Raw genomic sequence first — 14,015 nt, forward strand, 5'->3', positions numbered from 1 at the left:
CTGAAAGAGTTTTGTTCACCAGCCAGCTAACGCAGGTGGTCTTGCGTTGGTGCCGGAAATCGGGTCCATGAATGGTACTCGGCCAATGTCGGGAGAAGGGGATTGCGAGTGACAGGAAAAGCCAGGCGCCCGAACGTTCTCCTGATCACCTGCGACCAGTGGCGGGGGGATTGCCTGTCGGCCGCCGGCCATCCCGTGGTGAGGACGCCGAACGCCGACGCGCTGGCCGCCGAGGGCGTGTTGTTCAAGCGGCACTATGGCGGCGCGGCGCCCTGCTCGCCGGCGCGCGCCTGCCTCTATACCGGCCTCTATCAGATGAACAACCGCGTCTGCCGTAACGGCTCGCCGCTTGATGCCCGTCATGGCAACATCGCGCTGCACGCCCGAGCCCTCGGCTATGATCCGACGCTGTTCGGCTATACCGACATCGCGCTCGATCCCCGCCTGCTGGCGCCTGATGATCCAAGGTTGAAAAGCTACGAGGGCGTGCTGCCGGGTTTCACGGTGCGCCAGCAGCTGCCCGAACATCAGAAGCAATGGCTGTCCTGGCTGGCGCAGCAGGGCATCGATGCCAGCGCCGGATTTCCCGGCATCCACCGTCCTTTGGACGAGGAAGACGGCGCCGACGCAGTGACTGAGGCGCGGCCAATCTATTCGAAAGACCATACGCCGACGGCTTTCCTTGCCGGTGAGTTCATCCGCTGGCTCGGCGAGCAGGAGCAGGCCACGCCATGGTTCGCGCATCTCTCCTTCATCAGCCCGCATCCACCCTTCATCGTACCGGAGCCCTACAACACGCTATACGATCCGGCCGATGGCCCCACTTTTCACCGCGCGTCGAGTTGGCGGGCTGAAGCCCAGAGCCATCCCTATCTCGCCTATGATCTTGGCCGGCAGAAACGGGCGAAGTTCCGCCCCGGCGCTACAGGCAAAGTGCACGACTGGAGCGAGGATGATTTCCGCACCATCCGGGCGATTTACTACGGCATGATCTCGGAAGTCGACGTACAGCTTGGCCGCGTATGGCAAGCGGTCAAGGCATCAGGCGCATGGGGCGATACCATCATCGTGCTCACTTCCGACCACGCCGAGATGATGGGTGACCATTTCATGCTGGGCAAGGGAGGCTATTTCGAGGGCGGCTACCACATACCGCTGATCATCCGCGACCCGCGTCACGGCAAGGCCGCCGGCAGCGCTGTCGATCGCTTCACCGAAGCGGTGGACATATTGCCTACGCTCGCGGATCTGCTTGGCGCGGCTCCCGAACCGCATCTCGATGGGTGCTCACTGAAACCATTCCTGAGCGGCGGAACCCCCGCGGTTTGGCGCGACGCCGCGCATTGGGAGTTCGATTTCCGCTCGATCGCGGACGGCGAAGCCGAGCAACACTTCGGCGTGTCCTCGCGTCAGTGCAACCTCGCCGTCATCCGCACCAAGAAATTCAAATACGTGCATTTTGGCGGCGGCTTGCCACCCTTGCTTTTCAACATGGAGGCGGACCCTGGCGAACTGACCAACCTCGCCACGAGCCCTGCACATCTGTCCACCCGCCTGGAGTTCGCCGAACGGTTGCTTGCCTGGCGGGCTGAACATCTCGACCAGTCTCTGGCGCTGGCGGAATTGACGGAGAATGGCGTTGCTGGGCATTTCGGAAGGGCGTGGGCAGTGGGCAGTAGGCAGTAGGCGGTACGAAATCCCAAAACGCTGCTGCGCGCCAGACTTTCTCCACCTACTGCCCTACTGCCTATTCCCTGTTCCCTTACTTCACAACCATCCGCTGCTGGTCGCGGTTCTGCGCATAGCTGCCTTTGTCGTAGGCAGCCTGCGCCTGAAGCTGTTCCTTGGTGAAAGTGGTATAGAGGTATTTCTTGCCGTTCTTGTCGGTCATGAATTTCAAATTGTCCATGCCGACCGCCACTTCCTTCGCGCCGATGCCAAGGAAGCCGCCCACGTCGACGATAACCGCATCGGGCTTCTTGTCGGGTGTGAGCACGACATCCCCGATTGTTCCGACCTTGGCGTCGTTGGCGCCGTAGACGGTGGTGCCTTTCAGGTCGTCGGCCCTGATCTCGCCGACCGGCATCGCGGTCAGCGTCGATTTGTCGATGGCGGCCGTCTGTGTCTGGTCGGGCGCTGGCTGAGCCTCGGCTGTCTTGTTCGCCGGAGCGGCGGCAGGTGCCGTGGTGGTAGCCGGCGCAGTTGCCGCCGGTGCGTTGGAAGCGGTCGTCGCCGGTGCCGGATCATAGGCCTTGCGGTTGAAATCCGCCTGTGCCTGCAGCTCTTCCTTGGTGGTCTGCGCCACCAGCCAGCGCTCGCCGTTCTTTTCCGCCCACTGCGCCTTGTTGAAATCATAGGTTACGTTCTTTGCACCGAGCCCAAGGAACCCGCCTACGGCGATGACCAGGGATTGGGCTTTGCCTTCCTTGGACAGCACGATGTCGTTGACGCTGCCGATTTTCTGCGCGTCATCGCCGGTGCCGTTATAGACGGCCTTGTCGATGATGTTAGTCGCTAGGTTGCCCTCGGCGTGCTTCACCGGTTGGGCAGGCGCGGCATTCGTGTCGGCGGAATTTTGCGCGGTTGTCGCGGGCGCTGCCGCACCCGTCGAAGCAGGGGCCGGCGCATAGGCCTTGCTGTCGAACTCCGGCTGCGCCTTCAGTTCGTCCTTGCTTGTCTGTGCGACCAGCCAGCGGTCGCCGTTCTTCTCGGCCCACTGCAGCTTGTCATAATCGAAGGCGACATTCTTCGTGCCGACGCCCAGAAAGCCGCCGACGCCGATGACGACGGACTTCGCCATACCATCCTTGTCGAAGACGACATCGCTGACCTTGCCGATCTTCTCGGCGTTGTCGCTAGTGCCGTTATAGACGGATGCGCCAATGATGTTGGTGACGATGCTGCCTTCGGCGCGCGGAACCGGAGCTGCTGGTGCCGGCTGCTCAGCGGCGGGTGCGGCGGGTGCGGGAGTTGTCGCGCTCTGCGCGAAAGCGCCGGTCGCGATCAATGTCGCGAGGGCGGTGGTGGCAAAAAGGGTGCGGATCATGATGGTCTCCTCGTGATTTCGTGCACGCCGCGTCCGGTTGAACCATCGCAGGGAAGGCGCGGGCGCGGCGTCTTCTACAGGTTCACAACGTCGTGACCATGCTGTTGTTCCAAAAGACGCCCTGGCATTCGTTACCAACACGACGCTCATGGATGACAGCCGCCAAACGCAGCCGTAGGTCCCCGGCGCTGCCGGAACTTTTCCCGTTTCGCCGCGTTTTTGCCTTGGCTGGGCGCGTCCCGGTCGGCTTTTGGTTGAGCTTACGGAGCGGGGTATGAAATTTGCTGCGGTGCTGAACCAGGACGGCGGCACTTTGCGCACCACCGACCTCGCCGCTTTTTCCGACACGATGCGTCAGACGCTGGAAACGGCAGGCCACACTCTCAGCATAGACGTGGTCGCCGGCAAGGACGTAGCGAAAACTCTCGACCATGCCGTTTCGCGCCGCACCGTCGATGTTGTGCTGGCTGGTGGCGGTGACGGAACCATTTCAGCCGCGGCGGCCAGGTTGATGGGCAAGAAAAAGGCGCTTGCCATATTGCCCGCCGGCACCATGAACCTGTTCGCGCGTGGCCTGGCCATTCCGCAGTCGCTCGATGCCGCGCTGAAGTCCTTCGCCGACGGCGAAATCATCGCGGTCGACATGGCTACGGCCAACGGCCAGCCCTTCATCCATCAGTTCTCCATAGGCATGCATGCAAGGATGGTGCAGCTGCGCGAGAGGATGGAATTCGGTTCGCGCCTGGGAAAGATCGGCGCTTCGGCCAAGGCGGCCTGGGCGACGATCAAGAATCCGCCGGCCATGAACGTCACGCTCAGTATCGGCGAGGCCGAGATGACGGCGCGCATATCAGGCATCGGTGTCACCAACAACCTGTTCGGCGAAGGCCACCTGCCTTATGCGGACAATCCGGCGGGCGGCGTGCTCGGCATCTATGTCACGGTGGCGCAGCAACGCGCCGAGCTCGTCAAGTTCCTGTTCAACATGGCGCGCGGCAAATGGCGCGATAACGAGCATGTCGAAATCCATCAATCCGATCGGACGGTTCTGAAAATTCATTCCGGCAGCAGGAAGTTCCGTGCCGTCATGGATGGCGAACTGGTCAGGCTCGATCGTGAGACGATCATTGAAATCCAGCCTGGCGCGCTCAATGTCCTGGTGCCGGCCAGCATCGCCGAGGCAAAGGCCGCCTGATGCGATCTCAAACGACGGCGGCCGAAAATCTAGCCGCTTGGCGCACTTCCTTGCTCTGTCGCCGGGGTCTTGGCCACCTCGCCATAGATTTCGGCAATGCCCCAGGCCGCGAAGGCCAGAAGCAGCGCAGCGATCAGAATACGCAAACCGTGCCAGCCCCATCGCCCCTGACGCGCTTTGTTTTCGGGAATGATCTTGGTCATGGTCGGTCCTTGTCTCGTTTTGCACTACCGGGTGCATCCGGCAAATCACGGTCGGGTAACGGTTCCTTGCTAGGATGGTTCCGGAGACGCCTGGCCTGGCGGGCAAGACGGCGAAGGCCGGGACATTGGGGATTTGGGTGAATAGCAGGAGCGAAACAGGGCCGGGTCTGCCGGCCAAGGTTGCGCGCGCGGTGAGGGACGAAGACCGGCTGGCTGTGTTGCTTGGGCTGGAGATGCTGGATACCGCGGCCGATCCGGATTTCGACCGCATCACCAGCCTTGCCGCGGCCGTGATGCACGTGCCGGTCGCGCTGGTCACGCTCGTCGATCTCGAACGGCAATGGTTCAAGTCCCGCTTCGGCCTGGACCAGACCGGGACCGCGACCAATATCTCCTTTTGCGCCCACACCATCGCCGCTGGCGACGAACCCATGGTGGTGGCGGACGCAACGACGGATCCACGGTTCAGAGCCAACCCGCTGGTCACCGGCAAGCGTCATGTGCGCTTCTATGCCGGCGCTCCGATCATCGTCGCGGGCGCCAGGATCGGCACGCTGTGCGTGTTCGACCGCAAGCCTCACGCCTATCCATCCCCGGCCAGGCTCGACCAGCTGAAGACTCTCGCCGGCCTTGCCGGCAGCCTGTTCACCTTGAAGGATGCGACCCGTAGCGGTGCTATCGCCGAGGCCGCGCTTGCGCGCGAGGAAAAACGGCGCGCCATCGCGCTCGACGCGGCCTCGCTCGCCAGCTGGGCATGGGACATCCGCAGCGACATGATCGAATGCGATGTCCGGCTGTCGGAACTATTCAACCTGCCGCGCTCGACCCGCCTGCGAGCACGCGACATCCTCGCCGCCATCGACCCGCGCGACGTCTACCAGACCGAAACCCGCTTTCGCGATGCCTTGACCGGCAGCGACGACTATTTCGGCGAATATCGCGTGAAAGGTTTTCATCCGCCGCGCTGGGTGGCGACACGCGGCCGTGTCATCGAGCGCGATGGCGACGGCAAGCCCACGCTGATCTTCGGCGTCAACTACGACATCTCCGAACGCAAGCTCGGCGAGGAGCGGCAGAGGCTTTTGCTGCGCGAACTCAACCACCGCGTCAAGAACACGCTGGCGACCGTCCAGGCGTTGGCGACTCAGACCGTGCGTCATGCCCGTCAGCCAAGCGAATTTCTCGAGGCTTTCGGCGCCCGGCTTCAGGCCCTGGGCATCGCCCACAATCTCTTGTCCGACCGCGAGTGGCGCGGTATCGGCATCCGCGAACTCGTCCAGATCGAGATCAGGCCGTTCGACACGGCCGATCGGCCGCGTATCACCATCTCCGGCGCCGATCTGCTGCTGTCGCCCGATCAGGCCGTCGGCCTCGGCCTTATCCTGCACGAATTGGCCAGCAACGCGCTGCAATATGGATCTCTGTCGGTTGCATCCGGCAAGGTCGATCTCGACTGGAAGACACAGGGCAGGAAGGGCGCCCGGCGCCTGGTGCTGACCTGGCGCGAAAGCGACGGCCCACGGGTTGCCCCGCCCGAGCGCCACGGCTTTGGTTCGATCCTCATCCGCCGCAGCCTGGCCAAGGTCATTTCAAGCGAAGTGACCCATGAATTCCGGCCCGAAGGCGTATTCGCCGCAATATCGATGCCGCTGGAATACCTGTCTAAGTGACTGACTGGCCATGATCGCGGAGCTGAGCGGCGGCGTCATTTCCGCCCCCTGGCCCCCGGACCGTCGGGCTTCACGTTCTCGCGGTAGATGGCATAGGCCACAAGTGCCGCGGCCGGACCCAGAATGACGCCGAGGCCGCCTTTTCCCTTAATCAATGCCGGCAGCACCGCAAGTGCGGCGGAGATGCCGATCGCCTTCATATCGGCAGTGCGCCGCCTTGCCTCGCGGCGAGCACGGGCACCGGCCATCAAGCGATGGCTCAGAAGCACGAGCCCGGCGATCACCAGGAAGCCGATGCCGAAACCGAGTGCCGCCACCTGCGATCCATAGCGGGCGGCGACCCAGATATAGGCTGCCCCGACCAGAAAGCCGAGACCGCAGAGCGCCGCCAGCGCGGCAAGCGCATAGACGATGGCCGCCGTACGCGCGCGGCGTATGGCGGCCATGGTTTCACCGGAGGCGAAACCCGAAAGCAGGGATGTCAGCAGTCCCATCTGCGGCGGAACTAGCGGCGCGCGAGCAGCGCGAAGAGGAAGCCGACGCCGGCGGCGATCGCCAGGGACGTCACGGGCTTTTCCCGAACGCTTGCAACGATCTGGGCCTCGATATCCCTTGCGTTGCCGCGCAGGCTGTCGAAGGCCGCTTCACCCTGAGCGCGCAACTGCTCGACGCCTTCCGCCGCCGCACGGCGCGCTGTGCCATAGCCATCTTCGCCGGTCTTGGCCAACTGCTTGGTGAGCTTGTTGATATCGGCCTTCAACTGCCTGATGTCGGCTTCGAGATCCGAATTCGCCCGTGCCTCGTTGGCGGTTTTCCCTGCGGCGGTTGCCATTGCTTAACTCCTTGTGATTGCTCGATTTCAAACGCGCCGTGCGTCTCAAGGTTCCGACGTTGGGACAAACTAGCCGAAAACCTCCCGGCGCGCATGCATCTGCCAGGGATTAGCCGCATCAGATCAGTGGGCGGCGGCCCCCGCCCAGCCCTTCCCAGCCGGCGAGCTGCTTGAGCGCTTTCGTTGTCGACCCCCTCTTCGAAAGCCTGCCAGCCGGCAGGTCCGGTTTCAATCGCTTGCCAGGGATCGGATCCCGCCGCTCGCGGCATGTCTTTTTTAAATGACAACGCGCCAAATTGCGATCATGACTCAGGACGTCTCATGGAGCGATTGCCTGTGCCTCACTTGCTTGACGGATTACGAATTCTTGTCCTGGAGGACGAATTCCTCATTGCCATGGAGGTGGAGCAGCTTTGCCGCGACCATGGTGCCAACGAAGTGGTGGTTGCCCGCGACCTGACCGAGGTCGATGGCCGAAAGATCGCACTGCAATTCGACGTGGCCATCGTCGATCTGATGCTGGGTGGCGCCTCGACGCTCGAATTCGCCGCCGGCTTGCGGGAAACAGGCGTCCCGTTCGTCTTTGCCTCCGGCTATTCGGATGCGCACGAGATCCAGGTATCCTTTCCTGAAGTGAGGCTGGTCTCCAAACCCTATTCAGGCCAAGATCTCGTCGAAGCGGTGGCGCTCGCTTACGGACGTGGCTCCCCTGGTGTCGAGACCGATACGGCCGCGTCCGGATCGCGCTTCAATGTGCAGCCGTCCCGGTGACCTGAGTTGAGATCGCATCGGGGCCATATTCGTCTTCGCCGGAGATTTTGAGAATTTCCTGCAGCCGTGTGCGGGCTCTGCTGACGCGGCTCTTGATCGTTCCGACCGCGCAGCCGCAGATTTCGGCGGCCTCTTCATAGGAGAAGCCCGACGCACCGATGAGGATGATGGCCTCACGCTGGTCCTCCGGAAGCTGCTCGAGAGCGCCCCGAAAATCCTTGAGGTCGAGTTGACCGTGTTGGGCCGGATGCACCGCGAGCCTGGCCGTCATGATGCCGTCGCTGTCCTGCACTTCGCGGCCGCGCTTGCGCATTTGCGAATAGAATTCATTGCGCAGAATCGTAAAAAGCCAGGCTTTGAGATTGGTGCCGGGCTGGAAGCTCTCATGCTTGTCCCAGGCTTTGACCAGCGTTTCCTGAACGAGGTCGTCGGCCTTGTCGGCATTCTGCGTCAGCGACACGGCAAACGCCCGCAAGCTTGGTATTGCCCCAAGCAGATCGGTCTTGAAGCCTTGGGAGACCGCTGCCATGCCCTCAGTCCTTTTTCTGCGCGGGTTCGGTCTGCTCCAGTTGGCTGAGCAACCGGGCAAAGCGATCCGGCACATCGTCGGACACCAACTCGTCATAATACTGTTTGAGTTTTCGCCCGATTTCGGAATTCGGCCCCAATGGATCGCCGACCCCGTTCCGGCGCCTGCCCGCGGCGCCAGCCAAAATATCTTTCGTCATATTCTTCATTTTGCCCTTATATTCCCAGCACCGAAGCCGCCCTTATTCAACTCAACGCAAGGCGAGCGGCCCCCCGTCTGGTTGCCCATCCCGCTTTCAAACGCCGTCGCCGCCCATTCGTTCCATATCGCGCGGAACTTTTTCGGAATGGCCGCGTTGTACCCGTGGGACTTGCATGCAGCTTGACCTGCGATTCAGTCAAACGCGTCATCTGAGGGAGACGTCCATCATGAGCTTATCCGCTACCATCGCTCCGCATCTGCCATTCCTGCGCCGCTTCTCGCGTGCCGTCTCGGGATCGCAAGAGAGCGGCGACGCGCTGGTCGCCGCCATGCTCGAGGCCATCATTGCCGACATCGACATCTTCCCGGAGGCATCGAGCGACCGCATCGCCTTGTACAAGGTTTTCGCCAAGCTCTTCACCTCGGTCGCCATCCGCGTGCCGCAGGAGCAGGCACAATCGGCGTGGGAGCAACGCGCGGCCGCCAATCTCAATGCGATCGCGCCGCTTCCCCGCCAGGCTTTCCTGCTGGTTGCGGTGGAAGGCTTCAGCGAGGACGAGGCCGCCGAGATACTCGACGTCGGCGAACAGGAGTTCTCCGAATTGCTTGCCCAGGCAAGCGATGAGATTTCCCGCCAGGTGGCAACCGACGTGCTGATCATCGAGGACGAGCCGCTGATCGCCATGGACATAGAAGAGATGGTCGAGAGCCTCGGCCATCGTGTCGTCGGCACGGCGCGCACCCACGCCGAAGCGGTGACGATGTTCGGCAAGACGCGGCCGAAGATGGTGCTGGCCGACATCCAGCTCGCCGACGGCAGTTCAGGCATCGAGGCGGTCAACGAAATCCTGTCGTCGACCTCCGTGCCGGTTATCTTCATAACCGCCTTTCCGGAGCGCCTCCTGACCGGCGAGCGCCCCGAACCGGCCTTCCTGGTGACCAAGCCTTTCAATCCCGACATGGTCAAGGCGCTGATCAGCCAGGCGCTGTTCTTCGACCGTCAGGCTAAGGCCGCCGCGTAGGATCAGGGCTTCGCGGATCTGATCGGACAGTATGACTGCGAGGGCCGCCCGATGTGATGCATCGGGCGGCCCTTTGCGGTCCTTATCGGCGAATTGATCCGAACCATTGCACGCATCGTCTTTTTCGGCAAAGGGTGGAACAATCCGCAGCCACCCACGTTTTGTCAGCATCATTTGGAAGGAGAAGAGCCATGCTTTACTGGGCGCTCGTATTTCTCGTCGTAGCAATCATCGCCGGCGCGCTTGGTTTTGGCGGCATCGCCGGTACATCTGCTGGGATCGCGCAGATATTGTTCTTCATCTTTCTCGCCTTCCTGGTCATTTCGCTTCTTGCCGGCCTGTTCAGGCGGGCGTGAACGCTCCATCCAGGCGAACACTGGAAGCCGCACCCCTCAAACGGTTTCCAGCCACCGCCGGGCGGTATCCTTTCAAAGGGACACCGTCCGGCGGACCGATTTTGGAGGCCGGCTTTCGACAAATTTCATGGGGAACCCATTTGACGGTGAGCCGTTCAGCCTGAGGTGGGTGGACAGATGGACCGATGCGCTCCAGGACTCCAGATAAAACGGAAAGCGCACGAAGCGACGAGGTCATTGCCCTGCATCCGGCAGAAAGCGGCATGCAGCTTGGCCGGGCTTTACTCCACGCCCTCTACAATGCTGGAATCTCGGTCCTTTATCAGGATCGCGAGATGAAGACCGTCTGGGCCCGCAACATGCGTGCGCCCTGGGTTTCGGACAATACCGATAGCAACGGCATCCTGCCGCTGGCGCAGACCGACCGCATCAGCGCCGCCAAGCGCGATGTGGTCGTGACTGGCAATCCTCAGCACCTTGAGATCAGTATGCCGGTCGAGAACGGCGTGCGCTGGTTCCAGGTTTGGGTTGATGCCGACCGGGGCGACGACGGCGACGTGCAAGGTGTAGTCACCACCATGGTCGAGACGACCGAGCAGAAACGGCGCGAACAGACGCTGACAACGCTTCTGCGCGAAGTCAGCCACCGCTCAAAGAACCTCCTGGCGATCATCCAGAGCATCGCGACCCAGACCGGTCGCTATTCCGATGGCATCAGCGACTTCCTGACGCGTTTTCGCGGCCGGCTGCAGTCGCTGGCTTCTTCCCAGGATCTGGTGACATCCTCCAACTGGCGCGGCGCGGCGCTCCATGAGTTGGTGGCGAGCCAGGTCGGCCGCTACGAGACGAACACACCGCATAGCCTTCGCTTCCGAGGCGCCAATCCCTACCTCAATCCAAACGCCGCGCTGCATATCGGCCTGGCGATGCATGAACTCGCGGTCAATTCGGTCAGCTACGGTGCCCTGTCCCGGCCGGATGGTTTCGTCGAGGTGACCGCCGATCTCAACACTGCCGCCACCGGTGAAGTTACCCTGTCACTCATATGGGCCGAAACCATTGGCACCAACGGCGGCCGAGGCAAGCAAAAGCGTTTCGGCAGCGTCGCGCTGGAACGGGTGGTGCCGGCATCCCTGAGTGGAACCGCGAGCCTCGACATCGCCGATGGCCATCTTGAATACCGCCTTATCGTTCCGCACAGCAACTTCGATACCCAATGAGCGGGCCACGACAAGCAGCGATTCTTAACCGGCTATTCACCATGAGAATGAATACTGTTTTTCTCAGATACCAGCGGAACCTGCGGCCTTTTTGGACATTTCCGCAGGAGCATTTACAGCTCGGTACGGGAGGATGCCCTTGACGGTTGCCGACATGAACAGGCTGGAACAGGCCGCCCGAATTTCCATGGGCGAGTTTCTGGACCCTGAGGCATCCGCGCAATCGCTTCCCGCTGCCCGTAACCGGTTACCGGACATTGTTGGATTGGCGCTGGTCGCGGCAATCCTCCTGACAGTGCTGTTCCAGTTCACCTGATCGCGATCAGCGTCCTGGCTGGGGGCCGGCTCGGATATGGTCTTGGCCGCCGTTCCAACGGGTGACGGGGGCCATTGCGGAAATCTGTTGCCGGCGGGCCGGCATTATTCGCCTATCCCCGGGTGGAAAAGGAACTTTCTGGCGATGCGGTCCGTTGTTGTGGCGAGAGGATATTTCTCCATGGAACACATCGCCGCGTTGCTGCTGGTCATCGGTTGCACCAACTCGATGGCCGAGTGCCGTGAACTGCAGGTGCCGGTCAGCGTCTTCGCAACCGCCGACCAATGCACCGCCGAGCGTCCCTTCGCCATGGGCGACGTTCAGGGGCAGGCGCAGCACATCGTTGCCAAATGCCTGGCTGTCGATCCCGCGCTCGAGGATGACTACGACCAGATCGTCTGGAATGTGCGCCCTGATGGCAGCCTCGACGCTTCGCTGGCGATTTCCAGCCCCGTCATGGCATCTAACGCGGCGCGCCCAGAAAAAGACGACCTTAGCCAACAATAAATTCGAGCAGCAAAGACCGTTGTTTCATGCTAAATGGCGGTTGGAGTTTACTAAAGTGAGGACACAAAGTGAGGAGTGACTCTATGCGGAAAATGATTATTGCCATGGTTGCGGTGGTCGCGGTCAGCGGCTGTACCAGCACCGAAAAGGATGTGGCTGGCGGTACCTTGATTGGCGCCGGTATCGGCGGCCTGGTCGGCGGCGGCAAGGGCGCACTGGTCGGTGCGGCTGTTGGTGCCGGTTCCGGCCTTTTGGTGCGCAACCTGCGCAATGGCTACTGCCAATACCGTGATCGCCACGGCCGCATCTACACCGCGCGCTGCAACTAGTCAGCGACAACGGAATCCAGATCCGGAGGCCGGTATCGTGCCTCCGGATTTTCTTGACCGGCGATCTGTTGCTTGGCCTGGTGACGGCAGATTTAGCCGACCAGCGGAATTCTGATTTCCACCTTCAGACCATCGGCCTGAAAATCGCGTTTGATCGTGCCGCGCAGTTCGCGCGTGACATTGAGGTCGATCAGCTTGGTGCCGAATCCGGTTTCGGCGGGCGCCTGGACTTTCTTGTTTCCGGCCTCCCGCCAGTTGAGGGCCAGCGTCCGCTCGCGCCCGCGCCCTTCCAGCAGCCAGTCCACCTTGAGCGCGCCAACGGAATTGCCGGCTTCGCCGTATTTGAGCGCATTGGTCGCCAGCTCATGGAAGGTCAGGCCAAGCGCCTGCGTCGTGGTCTCGTCGAGCAACACCTCCGGGCCTGAGAGGAGCTCGTCGGGCAATTCCTTGCCGAAAACCTGGCCGAGCTCGATGCGCAGGAGGTCGGCGAGATCGGCCTTCTGCCAGCGCGAGCGCGTCAGCATGTCCTGCGACGCGGCCATGGCCTGCAGCCTGGCCGAGAAGGATGCGGAAAACTCGTTGACATCGGTCGCCCGCGAAGCCGTCTGCCGCGCGATCGCCAGCACCCTGGTGATCGAATTCTTGATGCGATGCTTCATCTCCTGCAGCATCAGGTCCTTTTCGAGCAGGCTCTTTTCGGTCGTTTCGTGCAGGCGCGATACCGCCTCGTAGGCCCGCTCCTGATAGCGGGCCACCAGCGCGATGGCGCCCGCCAACAGCAGGCCGAACAGCCCCAGCATCATCGGGATGGCGCGCGACGACGGTTGTGAGAAGGCGCTGGTCGGCCTGAACAGCACGGTCCACGGACGGCCGGCCACCGTGATCTTTCGAGTGACCAGCAGCCGGTCACCAAGGGCCGAAACCGGTGGCGTCTCCGACCGGAACAGCAGATTGTCGCCGTTCACCGCGCCGTCATAGATCTCGGTGTTGACCGGCAGCAGCGGCGCGCGGCTGAGCGCGATCTGGAACAGGTCGCGGGCCCGGAAGGCGGCGTAAAGAAAGCCCGCGGTCGACGATCGCGATGCGTTGATGACCTCCGGTGCGGTTTCGACGTTGAGCCGCACGAAGACCAGGAAGCCGGTGAAGGTCTGCGCCACACCCGTGCCCTGGCCCAGTTGCACCAGCCCGCTCGCGTGCTGCTGGTCATCGGCCATTGCCTTCTCGATCGCCGCGCGCCGCACCGGCTCGCTGAACATATCGTAGCCGATGCTGGACTGGCTGGAGGGATCCAGCGGCTCGAAAAGCGTGATGGGCGCGCGCCAGGGCTGCGTCGAGGCCGGATAGACCGGATGGCTAGCGCCAAAATCGTGCAGGATATCGCGTTCGACCGCCGCTTCGTCGCCCGTCTTGACAAGCTGAAGGAAGCCGATGCCACCCAGGCCAGCGAAATTGTTGTCGATATCCAGCGCGTCGAAGAACGCCTTGAACTCGTTCTGGGAGATGTCGCCGTTGCGGGCATCGAACAGGGCCTGCGTCGACCGCAGCAGCGACAGATGCAAGTCGATCCGGCTCTCGATCCGGTTGAGTGCGTCGTCGGCCGCCGCTTCGAACTTGATGCGGGCGGCTTCCTGCGTCGCGAAATAGGCGAACCCAGCCATGGTCATGCTGATCAGCGCAACGGCGATGAACGCAACGATTGGAAAAAGTCTCTTCAACGGATGATGCGGTCCATGGGCAATACCGGACCTTTATGGGCAAGTCGCCGGGCCAACACAATGGTCAGGCCAAGCCATCGCGATCACTGGCATATCACATGAG

17 protein-coding genes are annotated in these 14,015 nt (G+C 62.1%); 10 read left to right on the plus strand and 7 right to left on the minus strand.

The features are described 5' to 3' along the window. The first annotated feature begins 108 nt into the window (after positions 1-108). A complete protein-coding gene (locus tag FJ934_RS08895; RefSeq protein WP_140608833.1) occupies positions 109-1,686 on the plus strand; it encodes an alkaline phosphatase family protein in 1,578 nt (525 codons plus the stop codon). A gap of 76 nt (positions 1,687-1,762) precedes the next feature. Here FJ934_RS08895 and FJ934_RS08900 read toward each other — a convergent pair whose 3' ends face one another. After that, positions 1,763-3,046 carry a PRC-barrel domain-containing protein gene (locus FJ934_RS08900; RefSeq protein WP_140608835.1) on the minus strand — a complete coding sequence of 428 codons (1,284 nt, stop codon included), beginning with the start codon at positions 3,044-3,046 and terminating at the stop codon, positions 1,763-1,765. Between the two features lie 274 nt (positions 3,047-3,320). Here FJ934_RS08900 and FJ934_RS08905 point away from each other — a divergent pair, with 274 nt between their 5' ends. After that, positions 3,321-4,241: a diacylglycerol kinase family protein gene (locus FJ934_RS08905; protein ID WP_140608837.1), complete on the plus strand. Its 921-nt coding sequence runs from the start codon at positions 3,321-3,323 to the stop codon at positions 4,239-4,241. A 29-nt stretch (positions 4,242-4,270) separates the two neighbouring features. Here the strand turns inward: FJ934_RS08905 and FJ934_RS08910 are convergent, their stop codons facing one another. Beyond that, a complete protein-coding gene (locus FJ934_RS08910; RefSeq protein WP_140608839.1) occupies positions 4,271-4,444 on the minus strand; it encodes a hypothetical protein in 174 nt (57 codons plus the stop codon). Positions 4,445-4,581: 137 nt separating this feature from the next. Here FJ934_RS08910 and FJ934_RS08915 point away from each other — a divergent pair, with 137 nt between their 5' ends. Further along, complete coding sequence (locus FJ934_RS08915) at positions 4,582-6,114, plus strand: HWE histidine kinase domain-containing protein (protein WP_140608841.1); 1,533 nt, start codon at positions 4,582-4,584, stop codon at positions 6,112-6,114. A gap of 35 nt (positions 6,115-6,149) precedes the next feature. Here FJ934_RS08915 and FJ934_RS08920 read toward each other — a convergent pair whose 3' ends face one another. Beyond that, positions 6,150-6,608, minus strand: a complete 459-nt coding sequence (locus FJ934_RS08920; protein ID WP_140608843.1) for a hypothetical protein — start codon at positions 6,606-6,608, stop codon at positions 6,150-6,152. 11 nt (positions 6,609-6,619) lie between these two features. After that, complete coding sequence (locus tag FJ934_RS08925; RefSeq protein WP_140608845.1) at positions 6,620-6,946, minus strand: DUF883 family protein; 327 nt, start codon at positions 6,944-6,946, stop codon at positions 6,620-6,622. A 336-nt stretch (positions 6,947-7,282) separates the two neighbouring features. Here FJ934_RS08925 and FJ934_RS08930 point away from each other — a divergent pair, with 336 nt between their 5' ends. Next, positions 7,283-7,717, plus strand: a complete 435-nt coding sequence (locus FJ934_RS08930) for a response regulator (RefSeq protein WP_226890421.1) — start codon at positions 7,283-7,285, stop codon at positions 7,715-7,717. On the opposite strand, the gene FJ934_RS08935 is transcribed toward FJ934_RS08930, so the two are convergent. Then, positions 7,695-8,246 (minus strand): sigma-70 family RNA polymerase sigma factor, encoded by a 552-nt coding sequence (locus FJ934_RS08935; RefSeq protein WP_013892668.1) that lies wholly within the window; start codon positions 8,244-8,246, stop codon positions 7,695-7,697. The genes FJ934_RS08930 and FJ934_RS08935 overlap by 23 nt on opposite strands. 4 nt (positions 8,247-8,250) lie before the next feature. After that, complete coding sequence (locus tag FJ934_RS08940) at positions 8,251-8,454, minus strand: NepR family anti-sigma factor (RefSeq protein WP_140608848.1); 204 nt, start codon at positions 8,452-8,454, stop codon at positions 8,251-8,253. Positions 8,455-8,674: 220 nt separating this feature from the next. Here FJ934_RS08940 and FJ934_RS08945 point away from each other — a divergent pair, with 220 nt between their 5' ends. The 6 genes from FJ934_RS08945 to FJ934_RS08965 all read left to right on the plus strand — a co-directional run bounded on the left by FJ934_RS08945 (position 8,675) and on the right by FJ934_RS08965 (position 12,197). Further along, positions 8,675-9,469 (plus strand): response regulator, encoded by a 795-nt coding sequence (locus tag FJ934_RS08945; RefSeq protein WP_140608850.1) that lies wholly within the window; start codon positions 8,675-8,677, stop codon positions 9,467-9,469. 191 nt (positions 9,470-9,660) lie between these two features. Beyond that, complete coding sequence (locus FJ934_RS08950; RefSeq protein WP_010911886.1) at positions 9,661-9,825, plus strand: DUF1328 domain-containing protein; 165 nt, start codon at positions 9,661-9,663, stop codon at positions 9,823-9,825. Between the two features lie 185 nt (positions 9,826-10,010). Further along, positions 10,011-11,045 (plus strand): PAS domain-containing sensor histidine kinase, encoded by a 1,035-nt coding sequence (locus FJ934_RS08955; protein ID WP_140608852.1) that lies wholly within the window; start codon positions 10,011-10,013, stop codon positions 11,043-11,045. A gap of 133 nt (positions 11,046-11,178) precedes the next feature. Next, positions 11,179-11,361, plus strand: coding sequence for a hypothetical protein (locus tag FJ934_RS27935; protein WP_246671466.1), 183 nt, complete (start codon positions 11,179-11,181; stop codon positions 11,359-11,361). A 180-nt stretch (positions 11,362-11,541) separates the two neighbouring features. Then, positions 11,542-11,868, plus strand: coding sequence for a hypothetical protein (locus FJ934_RS08960; protein WP_140608854.1), 327 nt, complete (start codon positions 11,542-11,544; stop codon positions 11,866-11,868). 83 nt (positions 11,869-11,951) lie between these two features. Beyond that, positions 11,952-12,197 carry a YMGG-like glycine zipper-containing protein gene (locus tag FJ934_RS08965; protein WP_140608856.1) on the plus strand — a complete coding sequence of 82 codons (246 nt, stop codon included), beginning with the start codon at positions 11,952-11,954 and terminating at the stop codon, positions 12,195-12,197. 92 nt (positions 12,198-12,289) lie between these two features. Here FJ934_RS08965 and FJ934_RS08970 read toward each other — a convergent pair whose 3' ends face one another. After that, positions 12,290-13,912, minus strand: coding sequence for a CHASE domain-containing protein (locus tag FJ934_RS08970; protein WP_140608858.1), 1,623 nt, complete (start codon positions 13,910-13,912; stop codon positions 12,290-12,292). Positions 13,913-14,015: the final 103 nt, after the last annotated feature.

Source organism: Mesorhizobium sp. B2-4-12, assembly GCF_006441575.1.
Lineage (GTDB): Bacteria > Pseudomonadota > Alphaproteobacteria > Rhizobiales > Rhizobiaceae > Mesorhizobium.

Coding starts and splice junctions, on each gene's coding strand:
- FJ934_RS08950 (WP_010911886.1), top strand. CDS start 9,661: ATGCTTTACTGGGCGCTCGTATTTCTCGTCGTAGCAATCATCGCCGGC.
- FJ934_RS08905 (WP_140608837.1), top strand. CDS start 3,321: ATGAAATTTGCTGCGGTGCTGAACCAGGACGGCGGCACTTTGCGCACC.
- FJ934_RS08960 (WP_140608854.1), top strand. CDS start 11,542: ATGGAACACATCGCCGCGTTGCTGCTGGTCATCGGTTGCACCAACTCG.
- FJ934_RS08920 (WP_140608843.1), bottom strand. CDS start 6,608: ATGGGACTGCTGACATCCCTGCTTTCGGGTTTCGCCTCCGGTGAAACC.
- FJ934_RS08955 (WP_140608852.1), top strand. CDS start 10,011: ATGCGCTCCAGGACTCCAGATAAAACGGAAAGCGCACGAAGCGACGAG.
- FJ934_RS08940 (WP_140608848.1), bottom strand. CDS start 8,454: ATGAAGAATATGACGAAAGATATTTTGGCTGGCGCCGCGGGCAGGCGC.
- FJ934_RS27935 (WP_246671466.1), top strand. CDS start 11,179: ATGCCCTTGACGGTTGCCGACATGAACAGGCTGGAACAGGCCGCCCGA.
- FJ934_RS08965 (WP_140608856.1), top strand. CDS start 11,952: ATGCGGAAAATGATTATTGCCATGGTTGCGGTGGTCGCGGTCAGCGGC.
- FJ934_RS08945 (WP_140608850.1), top strand. CDS start 8,675: ATGAGCTTATCCGCTACCATCGCTCCGCATCTGCCATTCCTGCGCCGC.
- FJ934_RS08900 (WP_140608835.1), bottom strand. CDS start 3,046: ATGATCCGCACCCTTTTTGCCACCACCGCCCTCGCGACATTGATCGCG.
- FJ934_RS08925 (WP_140608845.1), bottom strand. CDS start 6,946: ATGGCAACCGCCGCAGGGAAAACCGCCAACGAGGCACGGGCGAATTCG.
- FJ934_RS08910 (WP_140608839.1), bottom strand. CDS start 4,444: ATGACCAAGATCATTCCCGAAAACAAAGCGCGTCAGGGGCGATGGGGC.
- FJ934_RS08935 (WP_013892668.1), bottom strand. CDS start 8,246: ATGGCAGCGGTCTCCCAAGGCTTCAAGACCGATCTGCTTGGGGCAATA.